Here is a 14,729-nt window from a genome sequence, read left to right on the forward strand (position 1 = left end):
ATGTATTGCCCCTTTGTTTTGTCGTTTACTTTTCAACGACTGCGGCGAACTCTTCTGCAAACGCTCTAAAGGTTCTTGGCTTTTGACCTGTTACTCGCTCTACCGTATCTGTGACGGTCGCATAATGCCCTTCTGCAAACCACGCCATGATTTCTGCAAGTTTCTCTGCCGTCCAATCATCCATGCCAGCCTCTTTCATTGCCGCTTCAGCCGCTTCTTTTGGTACATCAACATACTCAATTTGCTTACCAGATACCTCTGTTAGCACCTCAGCTTGCTCTGCAAACGTTAACGACTCAGGTCCAGAAAGAAGATAGGTTTGATTTTCATGGCCAGGTTGAGCCAACGCAGTCACAATCACAGCAGCCACATCACGAATATCAACCACACTCTGTTTCGCTTGCGCCAAAGGCAAGAAAAACTGCCCCATCGCATTGATGGTCGGTAAGCTGCCATAAAGATTCTGGAAAAAAGAGTTTGGTTGAACGATGGTATACGCAATACCCGAATCCTTAACCATGTCATCGGTTACGACGTGGGTACGGATGATCTCTGAACCCGCATCCGCTTTTGCGCCCATACCAGAGAGCTTAACAATGAGTTCAACTCCTGCCGCTTTCGCTGCAGTGATGGTATTTTCGATCCACTGCTTGTTATCGGCGTGAGCCGGCATAGCAACGTAGATTTTTTTCACACCTTCAAGCGCCTTAGTCATTGTTTCAACATTGTCGTAATTACTAACGCGAACCTGATTTGGGTTTAGGTCTAGCTTGCTAGCTGCATCAGCGCTGCGCGCCATCACGCCAAAATCGGCTCCCACCTCTTTTAGCTGTTTAACCACTTCTGAGCCTGTGTTGCCTGTTGCGCCTAGTACTAGAATTTCCATCATAAACCCCTTGGTTCTTATGTTACTTTCACCGGTTAAGCAGCGTGCTGCCTTGGTATGGATTTACTATAGCTAAACCCATAAACATTGATTAGAGGGTTAAAATGAACTTTACTATCCCTTATTTGGGATAATAAGAGTTAAACCGGAATGAAAGAACTTTCAGCACTGCCTTTATTCGCTAAAGTCGTGGAGCTCAATAGCTTCGCTAAAGCTGCGCGACAACTGAATGTACCGACAACCACGGTCAGCAGAAAGATCCAGCAACTAGAGCATGATCTGGGAGGGAAACTTCTTAACCGCTCAACCCGCTCACTCTCTCTAACCGAACTTGGCACACAAGTCTTACCCAAAGCACAGCTGATTGCCGACACAGTTTCAGAGCTCTATAGCGATGCTGAAGAAATGGCAAATCAGCCTATCGGTACCTTGACGATTTCTGCGCCAAAGGCACTGAGCCAAGACCTATTAGCACCTATGCTGGCAGAGTTTCGAACCCGCTATCCCACAATTCGCATTAACCTTGCCTCATCAAACCGCTTTCAAGATCTCACCAAACAAAGTATTGATTTTGCTTTTCGACTTGGCCCTTTGCATGACTCAAACCTTGTCGCACTAAACCTCTCTCCGGTTAAATATGTACTCGCAGCATCAAAGGCGTTTTGTGACAAATATGGAGAGCCTTCTCACCCTCTCGACCTTTATCAACTGCCCTGTATTAGAAATCATGTGGAAGGCTACTTTCTACCTTGGCACTTTGCTTACCGAGGCGAAGAGGTGGAGATCACCAGCCAGTCAGATATGATTTCCGATGACTTTACCGTGACAAAAGCCCTCGCTCTTAATCATGCAGGTATTTGCTATCTACCCTACTCCTTATTACGCGATGAGCTGAACACAGGCGATGCCAAAACCCTACTTGAGCCTTGGGTTCCACAAGAGAGAACCATGCTACTCGTCTACCCAGACAAACGACACTTACCGCTTAAGTCTCAGTTATTTATCGAGTTCATAAGAGAGAAGCGCGCAGAGTTTAGAGAAAAACTGTCAGGGATTTCCCAAACTGAAAGCGGTGAGTGACAGGCATCTCATTCACTCATCTCGCCCACTATCCAATCACCCAAAAATCAGCTATTATCGTCCGATAATTTAACTTAGGTGATATTGTATGACAAGTGATTTTAAGTTAGCTGCCTCCGAGCTACTAGGACGCCGAGTGCCGGGCACGAAAGCGCCACGTCTTGATGACACACACCGCCCAAAAACACTCGACGATGCGCTGCAAATCCAATCATCAATGATTGATATTCACAGTGACAAGGTGGGTGGCTGGAAGTGTTTACTTCCTCTCGCAGACGATAAGTTTGTCGTTGCGCCGATTTTTGCCGACAGTGTGCAAACTGGTGACGTGTGTAAGCTGTTTGCAGACAACGAGGTTGCACGAGTCGAACCAGAAATCGCCTTCGTACTTAACAAAGCACTGCCCGCTAATCCTGAAGGCTATAGCGAAGAGCAAATCAACGATGCTATCGGCTCCTGCCATATGGCGTTGGAGCTAATGCAGTCACGTTTTGCTGACGACAGCGGTGCTGAGTTCTATGAAAAGCTGGCTGACTGTCTGGTAAACCAAGGGCTATTTATTGGGCCTGAGCTTCCACGTGAAAAGGCATTTGATGCAGCGAACATCAAGATTACCGTGTCCCAGGACGGCAACGTACAAACCTTCGATGGTGAGCATCCTAATAAGCTGGCACAAACACCAATCTACTGGCTAATTAACACGATGACGCGTCGTGGTGTTGACTTCCACGCTGGCGAAGCAATCATAACAGGCTCTTACTGTGGCATTGTTGAGGTAGCATTCGATAAGCCAACGACAATTCAGTACGAAGGCTTTGATGAGTACCAAGTGCTGTTTTCAAAGCTAGCTTGATTACCTAGGAAAGAGCACTGCCATACTGGCAATGCCTTCATTTATCACTCTATACATTTATTCCACTTCAACCATAGGTCTAAACGTCATTTCATGCATCACCACATCAGCTGGCAACTCTAATACCTGAATCACCGCTTTAGCGACACTGGCTGGGTGCATGTACTCTGGGCGCTCTGCCTCGCGGAAATTCGTATCTGTGCCACCAGGGAACAGTGAAGTGACTTTAATGCCATGAGGCTGCGCTTCTTTCATCAGGATGGCGCTAAAACCTGCCAAACCTTGTTTCATCGCAGAGTAGATACTCATGGTTTCGTTAGCGCGTTTCGCTGCTGTGCTCACTACATTAATTATTTGGCCTGATTTTTTTGGCTTCATCACTTTAAGCGCTTCACGGCTTAGTAATGCCGGTGCACGCAGGTTGATGGCATATTGCTCTTCAAACTCTTCTAACGTGAACTCTTCAATCGGGCATTTGCGAGAAATCATGCCCGCATTGTTAATCAGTACATCCACACCACCAACTAGCGCAATCGCTTTATCAACCAGACCTACTGTTTCACCAGCATCACTGAGATCTGCGACAACGACCTCACAACCTGTTTGCTGTTTCAACTGAGCCAGCTTGTCTTCGCTGCGCCCTGACGCAACAACCTTAAAGCCCTTTTCACACAGCTGTTTAGTAAGCTCGTAACCGATGCCGCTCGTCGCGCCTGTAATTAGGATAGTTTTCATTGTCAGTTCCAGTGGTGGCCTATGTTAAGACCAACATAGCAGAGTTAGTTTCGAATCAGCAGTTATTTACTGTAACCGAAACTTTAAAGGCTCAAGAATCCCCGAGGCGCCATATACAAAAAAGCGCCACCGTTCTGGTAGCGCTTTTAACGTTGTGACTAGTTAAGCAACTTCAGCTGCCTTCACTGGCGCTGGGTTGCGAATTAAGAAGTCAAACGCTCCCAAGCTAGCTTTTGCACCTTCGCCCATCGCAATGATGATTTGCTTGTAAGGCACAGTCGTCACATCACCCGCCGCAAACACGCCTTTCATGCTGGTTGCGCCGTGGGCATCGACTTCAATCTCACCGCGTGGTGACAGCTCGACTTTTGTACCTTTTAACCATTCACTGTTTGGTACGAGACCGATTTGAACAAAGATACCCGCAAGCTCGATTTGCTTGAATTCATCTGTGTTTCGGTCTTTGTACTCAAGACCTGTCACTCGCGTACCGTCACCCAGAACTTCTGTGGTTTGAGCCATTGTAATGATATCGATGTTTGGCATGCTGTTGGCTTTGTCGATAAGCACTTGGTCTGCACGAAGTACATCTGCAAACTCAAGAACGGTAACGTGCTCAACAATACCTGCAAGGTCTATCGCCGCTTCAATACCTGAGTTACCGCCGCCGATAACTGCCGTGCGCTTGCCTTTAAATAATGGGCCATCACAGTGTGGGCAGTAAGCCACGCCTTTATTACGGTACTCTTGCTCACCTGGAACGTTCATTTCACGCCAGCGTGCACCCGTACTTGTGATAACAGAACGAGCTTTTAGCACCGCGCCACTTTCTAGAACTACGTGAGTGTAACCGTCATCGGTATCTTCTGCGTCAATGATATTCGCTGCTCGCTGCTCAGTGATGACTTCGACGCCGTACTCTTTTACATGCTCTTCCAGACTTGCCACTAACTTGGGGCCAGTTGTTGCTTTTACGGAGATAAAGTTCTCGATTGCCATCGTGTCCATCACCTGACCGCCAAAACGGTCAGCAACCACACCAGTGCGAATACCTTTACGCGCTGCATAGATAGCCGCTGAAGAGCCAGCAGGACCACCACCGACAACCAATACATCAAACGGCGCAGTCTCATTTAGCTGATTGGCTTTTTTCTCCGCTGCGCCTGTGTCAACTTTGTTTAGAATTTCATTCAGTGTCATGCGGCCTTGACCAAACAGTTCACCGTTAATGAATACGCTTGGTACCGCCATTATATCGCGCTGTTTCACTTCATCTTGGAATGCAGCACCGTCAATCATAGTGACGTTAACCAGCGGGTTGATCGCCGCCATCATGTTGAAGGCTTGAACCACTTCTGGACAGTTTTGGCATGATAGAGAGATAAAAATCTCGACATTTAGCGGTGAGCTCAGCTCTGCGATTTGTTCGATGGTTTCAGATTCTAGCTTGATTGGGTGACCACCTGTGTGCAGTAGCGCTAGCACAAGTGACGTAAATTCGTGACCCATTGGCAGACCAGCAAAACCGATTGCGGTGCCTTTCTCTGGGTTTACAACGCGCATAACTGGTTTGCGCGGGCTAGCAGCGTCATCGCGAACGACGTCAATTTTGCTGCTAAGAGATGCGATGTCATTCGCAAGAGATTCGATCTTTCCGGCCGTCTCACTGTCATCAAGACTTAGAACCAATTGAACTTGGGTTTTAACGTTTTCTAGATACGCTTTTAATTGCTGCTTCATTGCTTGATCTAACATACTGATACCTATTCTATAAGACTGCTTAACATCAGAAGGAATTTACAAAGGGATAACGAAAAGGGAACCCTTTTGATGTTGAATCAATAATGTATTTAAAGGGTGCACGCCCCCACTTTTACCAGCCAATGGTAGAAGCCATAAAAGTGACTGCGGGGCGTGCAACACGGACACGAATGTCATTTATTGCTGCGTTTGGTTAAACTCTACGAGCGTTTAGATTTTACCGACTAGGTCTAGAGATGGTGCTAGTGTTTCTTCGCCTTCTTTCCATTTCGCTGGGCAAACTTCACCTGGGTTAGCCGCTACGTATTGGGCTGCTTTCACTTTACGCATTAGATCTTCTGCGTCACGGCCGATGCCTTCTGCAGTGATTTCCATAGCTTGGATTACGCCTTCTGGGTCAACTAGGAACGTTGCGCGGTCTGCTAGGCCTTGACCTTCACGCATCACACCGAAGTTGTTAGTGATAGTGCCTGTTTGGTCACCAACCATGTAGTAGTTGATTTTGCGGATAGTGTCTGAGCTGTCATGCCACGCTTTGTGCGTAAAGTGCGTGTCTGTCGATACTGAGTAAACTTCAACACCGCGCTCTTTAAGCTCTGCATAGTGGTCTGCAAGGTCGCCAAGCTCTGTAGGGCAAACGAATGTGAAGTCTGCAGGGTAGAAGAAGAATACTGCCCATTTACCTTTCACGTCTTGCTCTGTGATTTCTACGAATTCGCCTTGTTTGAATGCTGTTGCTGAAAATGGCTTGATAGTCGTGTTGATCATAATTTTACTCTCTCAATAGGGTCTTGTTATCTGGTTTGGCACTGTCCTGCGCCGATGGATACATATTGCAATGAGAGCGCGTTTTTGAAAATTCGTCTGTGCCTATCTATTCGATTGGTATTTTCTATCAATAGCGATTGGGTTTAGCTATCGATGTTGACAACACAAAAATAGGAAGTATTATTTCGATTTTATTAGAAATATAGTTTGACTCGTTTTTATTTTCGACTGTCGCCGTCAATCAAGCCCATCATCCACGAAGATGAAAAGCGTCAACCACTGCCATGTTATAGGTACGAATAATGAACATCCCAACACTTGCCATCCAAGACGCCATCAACTGGATGATGACCCACAATGTCATGCTAAAAGCGACGTCCGGAAGCAGTAAACACGCTGCAATAAGCCTCACGCCTGCAACGATCTCCGAAGCCCGCTTCAATGCACTTCGTAAATCAGCGCCAATTTTTGGTCAATTAATCAACGCGGTGGCTGAAAATCATGAGTTTCTTCAACAAGCGATTGAGCCCGTAGCCCAAGGAGACGCCTTTTTCCGTGAACTACTCGCGATGCATAAAGCCATTCACCAAAATGGCTATGCCAAACGTACGCCACTGCTATTGATGCGCACAGATTTTATGGACGACCAAGAACTCGGGCCACAACTTATTGAATTTAATGGCATTGCAGCAGGAATGGGGCCATTTGGGCAGCGTACTCATGAACTTCATCGCTATCTGCAAAAACAAGCTCCAAATGCGTTTAGCAACTGGAACGAAAACCCGCACGCAAGACTTATCGACAACTTGGCTATCACCCGTTTAGCCGAGGGAGTTGTTCATGCAGCGCTGAGCATTAAAGCGCAAACTAAAGAGCGAGACCGCGCCAAGTTTTTAATGGTGGTGCAAGAAAATGAGGACAACATTTTCGATCAGTTCTTACTCGAACAGCAGTTGCGTGAAATGGGCATTGAAACCTATCGACGCACCTTTAAACAGCTGCATAACTCACTGACCTCCGGAGAAAATGAGCGTCTAATACTCGATGGTGTGGGTGGTATCGATGTGGTGTATTTACGGGCGGGTTATCAATACTGTGATTACGCCGCGCACGATCTCGATAGCAAAAAATGTTGTGATACGTTAATGAACACGCGTATTTTCATTGAGCAACATAAAGTTGCCGTCAATGCGACAGTGAGCCAGCAACTCGCCACCAGTAAGCGAGTACAAACACTACTCACGTCGATGACGGCTGAGCAACTGACACGTTTCGAGCTGACGTTGCAGCAAGCAGAGCGCGTAAAAGGTCTCCTCGGTGACATGAGGCTGGTGAATGAGGAAAGCTACAACTTTATCAGCACTGAAAATGTCAACAATTGGGTGCTTAAAAACCAAGGAGAAGGCGGCGGACACTGTATTTTTGGCGAGGACATTCCTCAAAAATTGCAACAACTGACCCCGGAGCAATATGAGACTTGGGCACTGATGCGACGAGTTCGCCCAGTACCAAGACCGACGCCAGCGCTCTTGGTAAGAGATGGAGTGGCAGATACTGTCGATGACCTAATTAGCGAAATCGGTCTATTTACGGTTCACTTAAATGACAAGCCGGTTACTGCTGACGGCGGGTATGCGGGCTATTTGGTGCGCAGTAAATCATCAACGACAACCGAGGGCGGCGTACATAGCGGATTAGGCGTCCTCGACTCTCTTGCATATGAGGCTCATTGAACGCACTTGCCCCCCTGAATCACAACGCAAAACATGACACCAAACAGCGCGCGCCCGTTAACTTAGGTAAATGGATCCAAGTACTGCATACGATATTGCAACGGGGAAATGGAATAGTAACGCTTAAAACTGCGAACAAACGCACTTGCCTCGCTGTAGTTAAGCGTTTCTGAGATGGTGCCAATATCCAACTCCGTATTTTTTAGCAGTTGCGATGCTACCGTCATTCGTGCTCCTAAGACGATTTCGCGTAAGTTAAGCCCTGCACGTTGTAAGTAAAAACGCAGCTGTCGTGGGGTAACAGAAAACTCCTTAGCAACATCTGGCACCGTACTTTTGGTAAAGTGCGAACCAATTACAATTTCAGACACCCTTCGTTCTATATCATTCAGCTTATCGCCATCATTATCACCATTCAATATCAATGGGTTAGACAGCAAAAGTTCGATGTTTGAATGTTCAAGTGAAATCGATTCACCAAGCCAACGACAGGGTAGTTTAATCTGTGTTTTCGGTTGATTGAAACGCAGTGTACAGCCTAAAAATAAGGCATGATACTGATCAACGTAATGCGGCGCGGGATAGCAAAAATCAAGCACCAGCTTATCCATATCCACACGCTGACCGATAATGATTCGGAGCAGCAAAGCCCAATATCCTGCGGCAAAGTCTTCACTGAGAAGCTGCGCCGCACCATCACTTGCATCAATACTTGGCACTATCGTTAAGTATTCAAATGTTTCCAGCAGAGACTCTTCATAGTATGTCGTCGTCATCGCCAAAAACTGCTGAGAAAGTGTCAAACCCATACGAACACTTGAACTGGCAGCTACGACGTAACCATATAAGCCAAAATCTTGCACAGTTACGCGCTCATAAAGTTTTAAATACAGGCCAGGTATGAATTTATTGTAATGGCGCGCCCACTGCTCAGCCTGTGCCAAGTCAATATCCGCCTGCTGAGTGACACGCTCTGCCAGTTGACGTTTAAGTGAGAGAGCCATTGACGGCCGCTCGCTCTCAAGCACTTCTATTAAGTACTGAACGATCACTCTAGCAAAATAATGATTTTGTTCGCGTAAGTTCATCCATGTCTCATAAATTAATCTCGACATGTCTAAAATGTCAATTTTCTTTAAAAGAGTCAATTATTGAACATCGAAAACTGCAATGATTAGGGCTTTGAAACACGATGACACGATAGGCCACTCTATGTCTGAGAAGATCCCTAATTTCTATGCCTCTCCACGCACCTTTATGGGTGCTGAGCGCATTCACAACTTAGCTGAACACAAACTCGACTATGCGATGCTCGGTGTTCCTTACGCTGAAGGTACATTCGCCCCTTATATTCAGGCGGGGCAAGCGGAGATGCCTAATGCCCTTCGTGATAACCCTGTGACCATTTTTTTTGATATTGGCGATGTCGGACTCTACGACGTCGATACCGATTTAACCCTGCTTGAAGGCATTAAAATCGGCGATATTGGTGATGTTGTGATCAGCCCTGGAGAAGGAAAGTTAAACAGAAACCGCATCACAAATAGCGTCAAGGCGATCTTAAAGTCAGGTGCTGTACCTATCACTATCGGAGGCGATCACTCCATTACTTACCCGCTGGTTCGTGGTTTTGAAGAGTGCGGGTACCAAATCGATTTTGTCTACTTTGATGCTCACCTCGACTTTGCGGACATGCCGCTGCAGTCTGAGTTTAATCACGGCACTCAAACCACACATATCCGTAAGCTCCCGTTTGTGCGAAACATTACCGTTATCGGCGCACGTAACTCTACCGCCGCAGAATTTAAGCGAGCCAAACAGGCGGGGATTCGAATCATACCCGTTAGCGAAGTCGACGCGCACGGCGCAAAAGTGATCATGCAAGAAGTGATTGATGCCAATGTACCAACCTATGTATCACTTGATATCGATGGTATGGACGCGGTTTACGTTCCGGGCACGACCCATCCAGAGTCTGGCGGTATGACGTTCAAACAGCAAAAAGATCTCCTGTTCGAACTCAGCAAGGCCGCAGAAGGCAACATTTGTGGTTTTGATATTGTCGAGCTTTGTCCTGCTAATGACGTCAATCACATCACCGCCCTCACCGCATCCAAACTCACCGCCCTGATGATGGGCTATCGCAGCCATTTTTTGAATAAGTAGGTCACCACTATGCCAATCATGAAACACAGCCAATCCTATTTTCCTAAGACTGGATACGGCAAAGAGGACGTTCTCAACAAGCTTGAAGAGCTCAAGCAAGAAATGGTACCCGTTGAAGGTGGCCGTTTTGGCATGTATTCACTAAAAGGCAATGAAGATATCCAAGACATCGTGAAGCAAGCCGCGATGAAATTCTTCTCGTTCAACGCGCTGTTTACGTTTATGAACAAGCCAGCAGGTCAAATCGAAGATGAGCTCATCGAGATGATCCGTGAGATCTTCCATGGTAGCGACGACATGCGCGCCAACTTCACAACTGGCGGGTCTGAGTCCATCTACTGTGCGATGAAAGCCATTCGTGATTGGGCTCGTGAAACCATGCCTCACATCAAAGAGCCTGAGTTAATCATGCCCTATTCAGCGCACTCGGCATTCTCGCGTGGGGGCAAATACTTCGGCATAAAGATCGTTCGAACGCCAGTCGCGCCAGACAATCGCGTGGATATCAAAGCCACCAAAGCCGCCATCAACGAAAACACCATCGGTCTTGTCGGCTCTGCACCTTGCTGGCCATTTGGTGTTTACGATCGTATTGAAGAGCTGTCTGAGTTAGCAACTGCGAAAGGCCTATGGCTTCACGTTGATGCCTGTGTGGGTGGCTACCTTGCCCCCTTCGTTAAGAAGGCAGGCTACGAGCTTCCGAACTGGGACTTCACCGTAGTGGGCGTGCGCTCTATTTCTGCTGACATGCACAAATATGGCTATGCTCCTAAACCAATGTCGACTGTAATGTATCGCGGTGGTGACGAGCAGTTCCATCATTATACTGTCGTTGATGACTGGCCTTGTGGTACATACTTTACCCAGTCATTGGGGGGTAGCCGCACCTTCGCTTCAACTGCGGGGGCTTGGGCGGTAATGAATTACCTTGGTGAAGAAGGTTACGTTGAAAACGCAAAACGCATTATGACCATCAAACAAATGATCATCGATGGCCTGGCAGAGTCCGTCGACCTTCGCACCGCTAAAACAGATCTGTCGCTACTGATCATTGACTCTCCAACCCTGGATATCACCAAAGTTGTGGGCGGCATGTCCCAACGAGGCTGGAGCCTACTGGGCAATGCACAGCCACCCGCTATCCACTTGGCCATTGATCCTATTTCCGATGAGCAGGTCGAACGAATGCTTAATGACTTCCATGAAGTGGTCGAAGAAGTGAAGTCAGGTAAAGCCGATCAACAAGGTTCACTCGCCTATTCAGGAGGGCAAGGCGAAGGTTATGTGCCTAAGTGGGTACGACAAGTATTCGATATGCTCCCAAAAAAGCTATCGAAATAAGCTCCACATTGGCTACGCCCTATCTCACCAGCTCTCGGTAAGATAGGGAGCCAATTAAGCACTGTTGAGCGCCGTAGTTTCAATGTAGTATTAACAAACGAGCTCTACTTGGACTGCCATAATCTATGGATGACAACCTACTCAGAAAACTCGACTTTAATAGCCTTAAGCTATTAAAGATACTTGGTGAGAGCGCAACACCAAACGTGCTGCTGAGCGTATATTTCTGTCGCAACCAGCGGTCAGCAAACAACTTAAAAAGCTCAGAGAAGAGTTTGCGGACGAGCTTTTTATTCGTAAACAATACGGCCTTGCCCCCCCCTTACTGCCTAGAATTGTTAGACAAGCTACTCAGCCAAATATCGTCAGTGATACCTAGATAAAAACAAGCTTCAAGGCCTGTTCAGTTAACGTGAGTAATAGTAAATGGGATTTTTTTCGTTCTGAAATGAAGCCTAAAGCTTGAAATATTACCTATAGGAATATCCTATGTTCTGTGGTGACTTATAGCTTGTAGATGCACAAAATTTAAATACGAGAGAGCTTTGGCTTTCTCTCTTCGATCAGAGCTAGCAATCTAATTCAGTCCTCATCGCCAGCTTGCCAATTGACTCGTGCACTTCAACGGGCATGCATATATACTCTGCATCAACTTTTTAAACCAAGAAGAAACCATGAAGAACTATCTGACTACATTCTTAAAAGGAATGGCGATGGGTGCAGCGGACGTTGTACCTGGGGTATCGGGAGGTACGATCGCCTTTATTACTGGTATTTACGATACTTTGCTTGAAAGTATCCGCCGAGTTAACCCTAGTCTATTGGGTATCTGGAAACGTGAAGGCTTTAAAGCGGCGTTTGACCACATCAATGGCTTTTTCCTAATCGCTCTATTTGGCGGCATTTTGACATCAATCCTGTCATTGGCGAAGTTCATCTCTTGGGCGTTAGAAACCCACCCTGTTCCAGTATGGTCATTTTTCTTCGGCCTTATCTTGGTGTCGGTTTACCACATGATTAAGCAAGTCGAGCAAAAGACGCTATCGCGTTTTGTGTTCTTGCTCCTTGGTGCAGTGTTCGCCTACAGCATCACGGTTCTTAAACCGCTGCAAATGGATCCAACTAGCCTGAACATCTTCTTCGCGGGCTGTATTGCGATTTGTGCGATGATCCTACCGGGTATCTCGGGCAGCTTTATTCTTCTATTGCTTGGTATGTACACACCTGTATTAGGTGCTGTTAAAGGTCTTCAGCTAGACGTTATGGCGATCTTCGCAATGGGCTGTTTGATTGGTCTACTATCCTTCTCACACGTGCTGTCTTGGTTACTGAAGCGTTTCCGTGATTTCGCTCTAGTGTTCCTTACTGGTCTAATGCTTGGCACCTTGCCTAAGCTTTGGCCTTGGAAAGAAACCATTTCATGGCGCACCAACTCAAAAGGTGAGCAGGTACCACTGATCCAAGAAAACCTATCACCATTCAACTTTGAATCTGTGACGGGTCAACCTTCGCAACTGGCGATTGCCGTTGTTCTAATGTTGGTTGGTATTGGTCTAGTGCTAGCACTTGAAAAAGTTGCGGAGAAAGGTGAGAAATAATCCCACCGGCTAGAAAGAAAAGGCTCACTTAGTGAGCCTTTTTTGATCATGCTAAGCGCGAAAGTTAGAACACGAAATTGACCATGAGGGTGTACATGTTAGCGTCTCTGTCTGAGCCCGGTGAATCGATAAATGGCCCACTAATCGGTCTCCCATTATTATCCAACCCAAAACTCTCAAATCGCTGCCATTCTGCATTTATCGAGACGTTGTATAAAACATCATACCTTAGGCCGAGAGTCCAACTATCGCCAGTCTTTCCGTCATAGGCGTTGTCATCAGAAGCCTCACGATAAGTCTGACCGTAAACTATGTACGGCGTAAATTGCTGCACTCGATAAGCAGCACTGCTATACCAAGACGAGCCTAATTCATTTTTTTGCCCTTCAGCCGTTAGCTTCAACTGACCAAAGTCATACTCACCGCCCAGTGAATAGAGCTTAATATTTTGATCTGGCTGTTTCTGCTCATTCCATGGCGCGGGGAGCTGATGGAGTCTAATTGTCTGATCGAAGCTCGAATCTAAGAAGGCAAAATTAACTCTAAAACTGTCACCAATAAGTTGCAGGTTTGCCCCCCACATATTTTTAGTTTCAAACTCCAATGTCACGGACGGGTTAAAATCGACTTCATTGTTATCTTTAAACCCAACAAACGGAGTGAGAGCCAGTTGCAACTCATCATTAATGCCATAGTTCCAAGTCACACTCGCACCATTAAACGCAGTAATACCGAGTATGCTGTTGTATACCTCTTCATTTGGTCTTGCCATAGTGTAAGCATGACCGACATAGTAATACTCAGATGCCAAAAACAGAGGCAACCTGAGGCGTCCTCCTCTAAATTCAAAATCTCCAATTGAGTAACCTAAATAGGCCCACTCTAACTGAGGCTCACTCCAGTGATCTTGAGGGCGTTTAACAACTTGTACCGACGCTTTTAAGGCGTCATAAAAATAATCTAACTGCACGCCAAATGTCGTGTCACAATCAAAGCAGTTTTCATCTGATATATTGCGATTGATCATCACCGGCATAGCGTTGTCAGAGCGTGCCCAAGAGGTGGAACCAAACCCACTAATAGAAAAGTTTTCCGTAATATCCACCGCGGAGAATGCTGGTATTGACACCGCTGCTAAGCTCATTGTAAGAAGTTGTTTTTTCATTATTATTTATCCTCACTCACCACATAGAGTACTTTCGCTTCACTCGGTACCGCATCCAGCGGTGCATAACCAATTCGATTCGGTTTTTCACTTAGCCATGCCACCAGCGTGGTGACATTGGCATTGCCGATTTCTTTTGGCGGTCTTGCCTTACCAGAGAAAGATAGGCTCGCCCAATAGGCATTCATTTGTGCCACATCTTTGCCAAGTAAGGATTGATAGAACTCAGAACGTTCGCTAGAGGCCTCTGGCCAGTCAGAGAGCTCCACCCGTTTGCCTTGTAGTGACTTTGCCTTGCCTCGATACAGCATCCTTGCTTTACTGCGACTCAGCTCATCAAAATCTTGATTGAAAGTAAAAACGGCGTAGTCAGTCGCAGCAAAAGCGCGACTATCAGGAGGAACGAGTGCAAGACCAATAAAGAGCGTGGTCATGGTGACCAGTATTCGAATTGGTCGAGCTTTAGGAGAAGAACTGACTAACCGCATCATCACCTCTTAAGTTGACTATTTCTAAGATAGAACTGCTCTTTTACTTAAAACCGAATTACAGAGCATGACGCTAGAACACAAAGTTAACCATTAACGTGTGTGAGCTTACGGCAACATAGCTCAACTTAATCATTTAACTCTGATTTACTGAG

The 14,729-nt window shown here is 46.5% G+C and carries 13 protein-coding genes and 1 pseudogene; 7 read left to right on the plus strand and 7 right to left on the minus strand.

Going from position 1 to position 14,729, the window contains the following annotated elements:
* Window positions 1-25: 25 nt before the first annotated feature.
* Window positions 26-886: an SDR family oxidoreductase gene (locus tag ACJB0T_RS15105; protein ID WP_479294407.1), complete on the minus strand. Its 861-nt coding sequence runs from the start codon at window positions 884-886 to the stop codon at window positions 26-28.
* A 150-nt stretch (window positions 887-1,036) separates the two neighbouring features.
* Between ACJB0T_RS15105 and ACJB0T_RS15110 the strand changes: the two genes are divergently transcribed.
* A complete protein-coding gene (locus tag ACJB0T_RS15110; RefSeq protein WP_479294408.1) occupies window positions 1,037-1,966 on the plus strand; it encodes a LysR family transcriptional regulator in 930 nt (309 codons plus the stop codon).
* Between the two features lie 88 nt (window positions 1,967-2,054).
* Complete coding sequence (locus tag ACJB0T_RS15115) at window positions 2,055-2,819, plus strand: hydratase (RefSeq protein ID WP_479294409.1); 765 nt, start codon at window positions 2,055-2,057, stop codon at window positions 2,817-2,819.
* A gap of 57 nt (window positions 2,820-2,876) precedes the next feature.
* Here the strand turns inward: ACJB0T_RS15115 and ACJB0T_RS15120 are convergent, their stop codons facing one another.
* From ACJB0T_RS15120 to ahpC, 3 genes are all read right to left on the minus strand, one after another.
* Window positions 2,877-3,554 carry an SDR family oxidoreductase gene (locus tag ACJB0T_RS15120; RefSeq protein ID WP_479294411.1) on the minus strand — a complete coding sequence of 226 codons (678 nt, stop codon included), beginning with the start codon at window positions 3,552-3,554 and terminating at the stop codon, window positions 2,877-2,879.
* A 162-nt stretch (window positions 3,555-3,716) separates the two neighbouring features.
* A complete protein-coding gene (gene ahpF / locus ACJB0T_RS15125; protein ID WP_479294413.1) occupies window positions 3,717-5,309 on the minus strand; it encodes an alkyl hydroperoxide reductase subunit F in 1,593 nt (530 codons plus the stop codon).
* A gap of 216 nt (window positions 5,310-5,525) precedes the next feature.
* A complete protein-coding gene (gene ahpC, locus ACJB0T_RS15130) occupies window positions 5,526-6,083 on the minus strand; it encodes an alkyl hydroperoxide reductase subunit C (protein WP_479294415.1) in 558 nt (185 codons plus the stop codon).
* A 302-nt stretch (window positions 6,084-6,385) separates the two neighbouring features.
* Between ahpC and ACJB0T_RS15135 the strand changes: the two genes are divergently transcribed.
* A complete protein-coding gene (locus ACJB0T_RS15135; RefSeq protein ID WP_479294417.1) occupies window positions 6,386-7,816 on the plus strand; it encodes a glutathione synthase in 1,431 nt (476 codons plus the stop codon).
* 62 nt (window positions 7,817-7,878) lie between these two features.
* On the opposite strand, the gene ACJB0T_RS15140 is transcribed toward ACJB0T_RS15135, so the two are convergent.
* Complete coding sequence (locus tag ACJB0T_RS15140; RefSeq protein ID WP_479294419.1) at window positions 7,879-8,904, minus strand: AraC family transcriptional regulator; 1,026 nt, start codon at window positions 8,902-8,904, stop codon at window positions 7,879-7,881.
* 124 nt (window positions 8,905-9,028) lie between these two features.
* Between ACJB0T_RS15140 and ACJB0T_RS15145 the strand changes: the two genes are divergently transcribed.
* The 4 genes and pseudogenes from ACJB0T_RS15145 to ACJB0T_RS15160 all read left to right on the plus strand — a co-directional run bounded on the left by ACJB0T_RS15145 (window position 9,029) and on the right by ACJB0T_RS15160 (window position 12,921).
* Complete coding sequence (locus ACJB0T_RS15145; protein WP_479294421.1) at window positions 9,029-9,982, plus strand: arginase family protein; 954 nt, start codon at window positions 9,029-9,031, stop codon at window positions 9,980-9,982.
* A 9-nt stretch (window positions 9,983-9,991) separates the two neighbouring features.
* Window positions 9,992-11,323, plus strand: a complete 1,332-nt coding sequence (locus ACJB0T_RS15150) for a pyridoxal phosphate-dependent decarboxylase family protein (protein WP_479294423.1) — start codon at window positions 9,992-9,994, stop codon at window positions 11,321-11,323.
* A gap of 205 nt (window positions 11,324-11,528) precedes the next feature.
* Window positions 11,529-11,702 (plus strand): annotated as a pseudogene (locus tag ACJB0T_RS15155) (helix-turn-helix domain-containing protein); the annotation flags it as partial.
* A 295-nt stretch (window positions 11,703-11,997) separates the two neighbouring features.
* Entirely contained in the window at window positions 11,998-12,921 is a 924-nt protein-coding gene (locus tag ACJB0T_RS15160; RefSeq protein WP_479294424.1) for a polyprenyl-phosphate transporter, read from the plus strand.
* A gap of 64 nt (window positions 12,922-12,985) precedes the next feature.
* Here the strand turns inward: ACJB0T_RS15160 and ACJB0T_RS15165 are convergent, their stop codons facing one another.
* Both ACJB0T_RS15165 and ACJB0T_RS15170 read right to left on the minus strand, forming a co-directional pair.
* Window positions 12,986-14,086 carry a porin gene (locus ACJB0T_RS15165; RefSeq protein ID WP_479294426.1) on the minus strand — a complete coding sequence of 367 codons (1,101 nt, stop codon included), beginning with the start codon at window positions 14,084-14,086 and terminating at the stop codon, window positions 12,986-12,988.
* A 2-nt stretch (window positions 14,087-14,088) separates the two neighbouring features.
* On the minus strand, window positions 14,089-14,574 hold the full coding sequence (locus ACJB0T_RS15170) for a hypothetical protein (protein ID WP_479294428.1): 486 nt from the start codon (window positions 14,572-14,574) through the stop codon (window positions 14,089-14,091).
* Window positions 14,575-14,729: the final 155 nt, after the last annotated feature.

The organism is Vibrio sp. CB1-5 (genome assembly GCF_059412285.1).

Excerpts from the sequence above, each read along its gene's own strand:
- ACJB0T_RS15120 (WP_479294411.1), bottom strand. The coding sequence starts at position 3,554 with ATGAAAACTATCCTAATTACAGGCGCGACGAGCGGCATCGGTTACGAG.
- ACJB0T_RS15135 (WP_479294417.1), top strand. The coding sequence starts at position 6,386 with ATGAACATCCCAACACTTGCCATCCAAGACGCCATCAACTGGATGATG.
- ACJB0T_RS15115 (WP_479294409.1), top strand. The coding sequence starts at position 2,055 with ATGACAAGTGATTTTAAGTTAGCTGCCTCCGAGCTACTAGGACGCCGA.
- ACJB0T_RS15150 (WP_479294423.1), top strand. The coding sequence starts at position 9,992 with ATGCCAATCATGAAACACAGCCAATCCTATTTTCCTAAGACTGGATAC.
- ahpF (WP_479294413.1), bottom strand. The coding sequence starts at position 5,309 with ATGTTAGATCAAGCAATGAAGCAGCAATTAAAAGCGTATCTAGAAAAC.
- ACJB0T_RS15160 (WP_479294424.1), top strand. The coding sequence starts at position 11,998 with ATGAAGAACTATCTGACTACATTCTTAAAAGGAATGGCGATGGGTGCA.
- ACJB0T_RS15170 (WP_479294428.1), bottom strand. The coding sequence starts at position 14,574 with ATGCGGTTAGTCAGTTCTTCTCCTAAAGCTCGACCAATTCGAATACTG.
- ACJB0T_RS15165 (WP_479294426.1), bottom strand. The coding sequence starts at position 14,086 with ATGAAAAAACAACTTCTTACAATGAGCTTAGCAGCGGTGTCAATACCA.
- ACJB0T_RS15105 (WP_479294407.1), bottom strand. The coding sequence starts at position 886 with ATGGAAATTCTAGTACTAGGCGCAACAGGCAACACAGGCTCAGAAGTG.
- ahpC (WP_479294415.1), bottom strand. The coding sequence starts at position 6,083 with ATGATCAACACGACTATCAAGCCATTTTCAGCAACAGCATTCAAACAA.
- ACJB0T_RS15145 (WP_479294421.1), top strand. The coding sequence starts at position 9,029 with ATGTCTGAGAAGATCCCTAATTTCTATGCCTCTCCACGCACCTTTATG.
- ACJB0T_RS15110 (WP_479294408.1), top strand. The coding sequence starts at position 1,037 with ATGAAAGAACTTTCAGCACTGCCTTTATTCGCTAAAGTCGTGGAGCTC.
- ACJB0T_RS15140 (WP_479294419.1), bottom strand. The coding sequence starts at position 8,904 with ATGAACTTACGCGAACAAAATCATTATTTTGCTAGAGTGATCGTTCAG.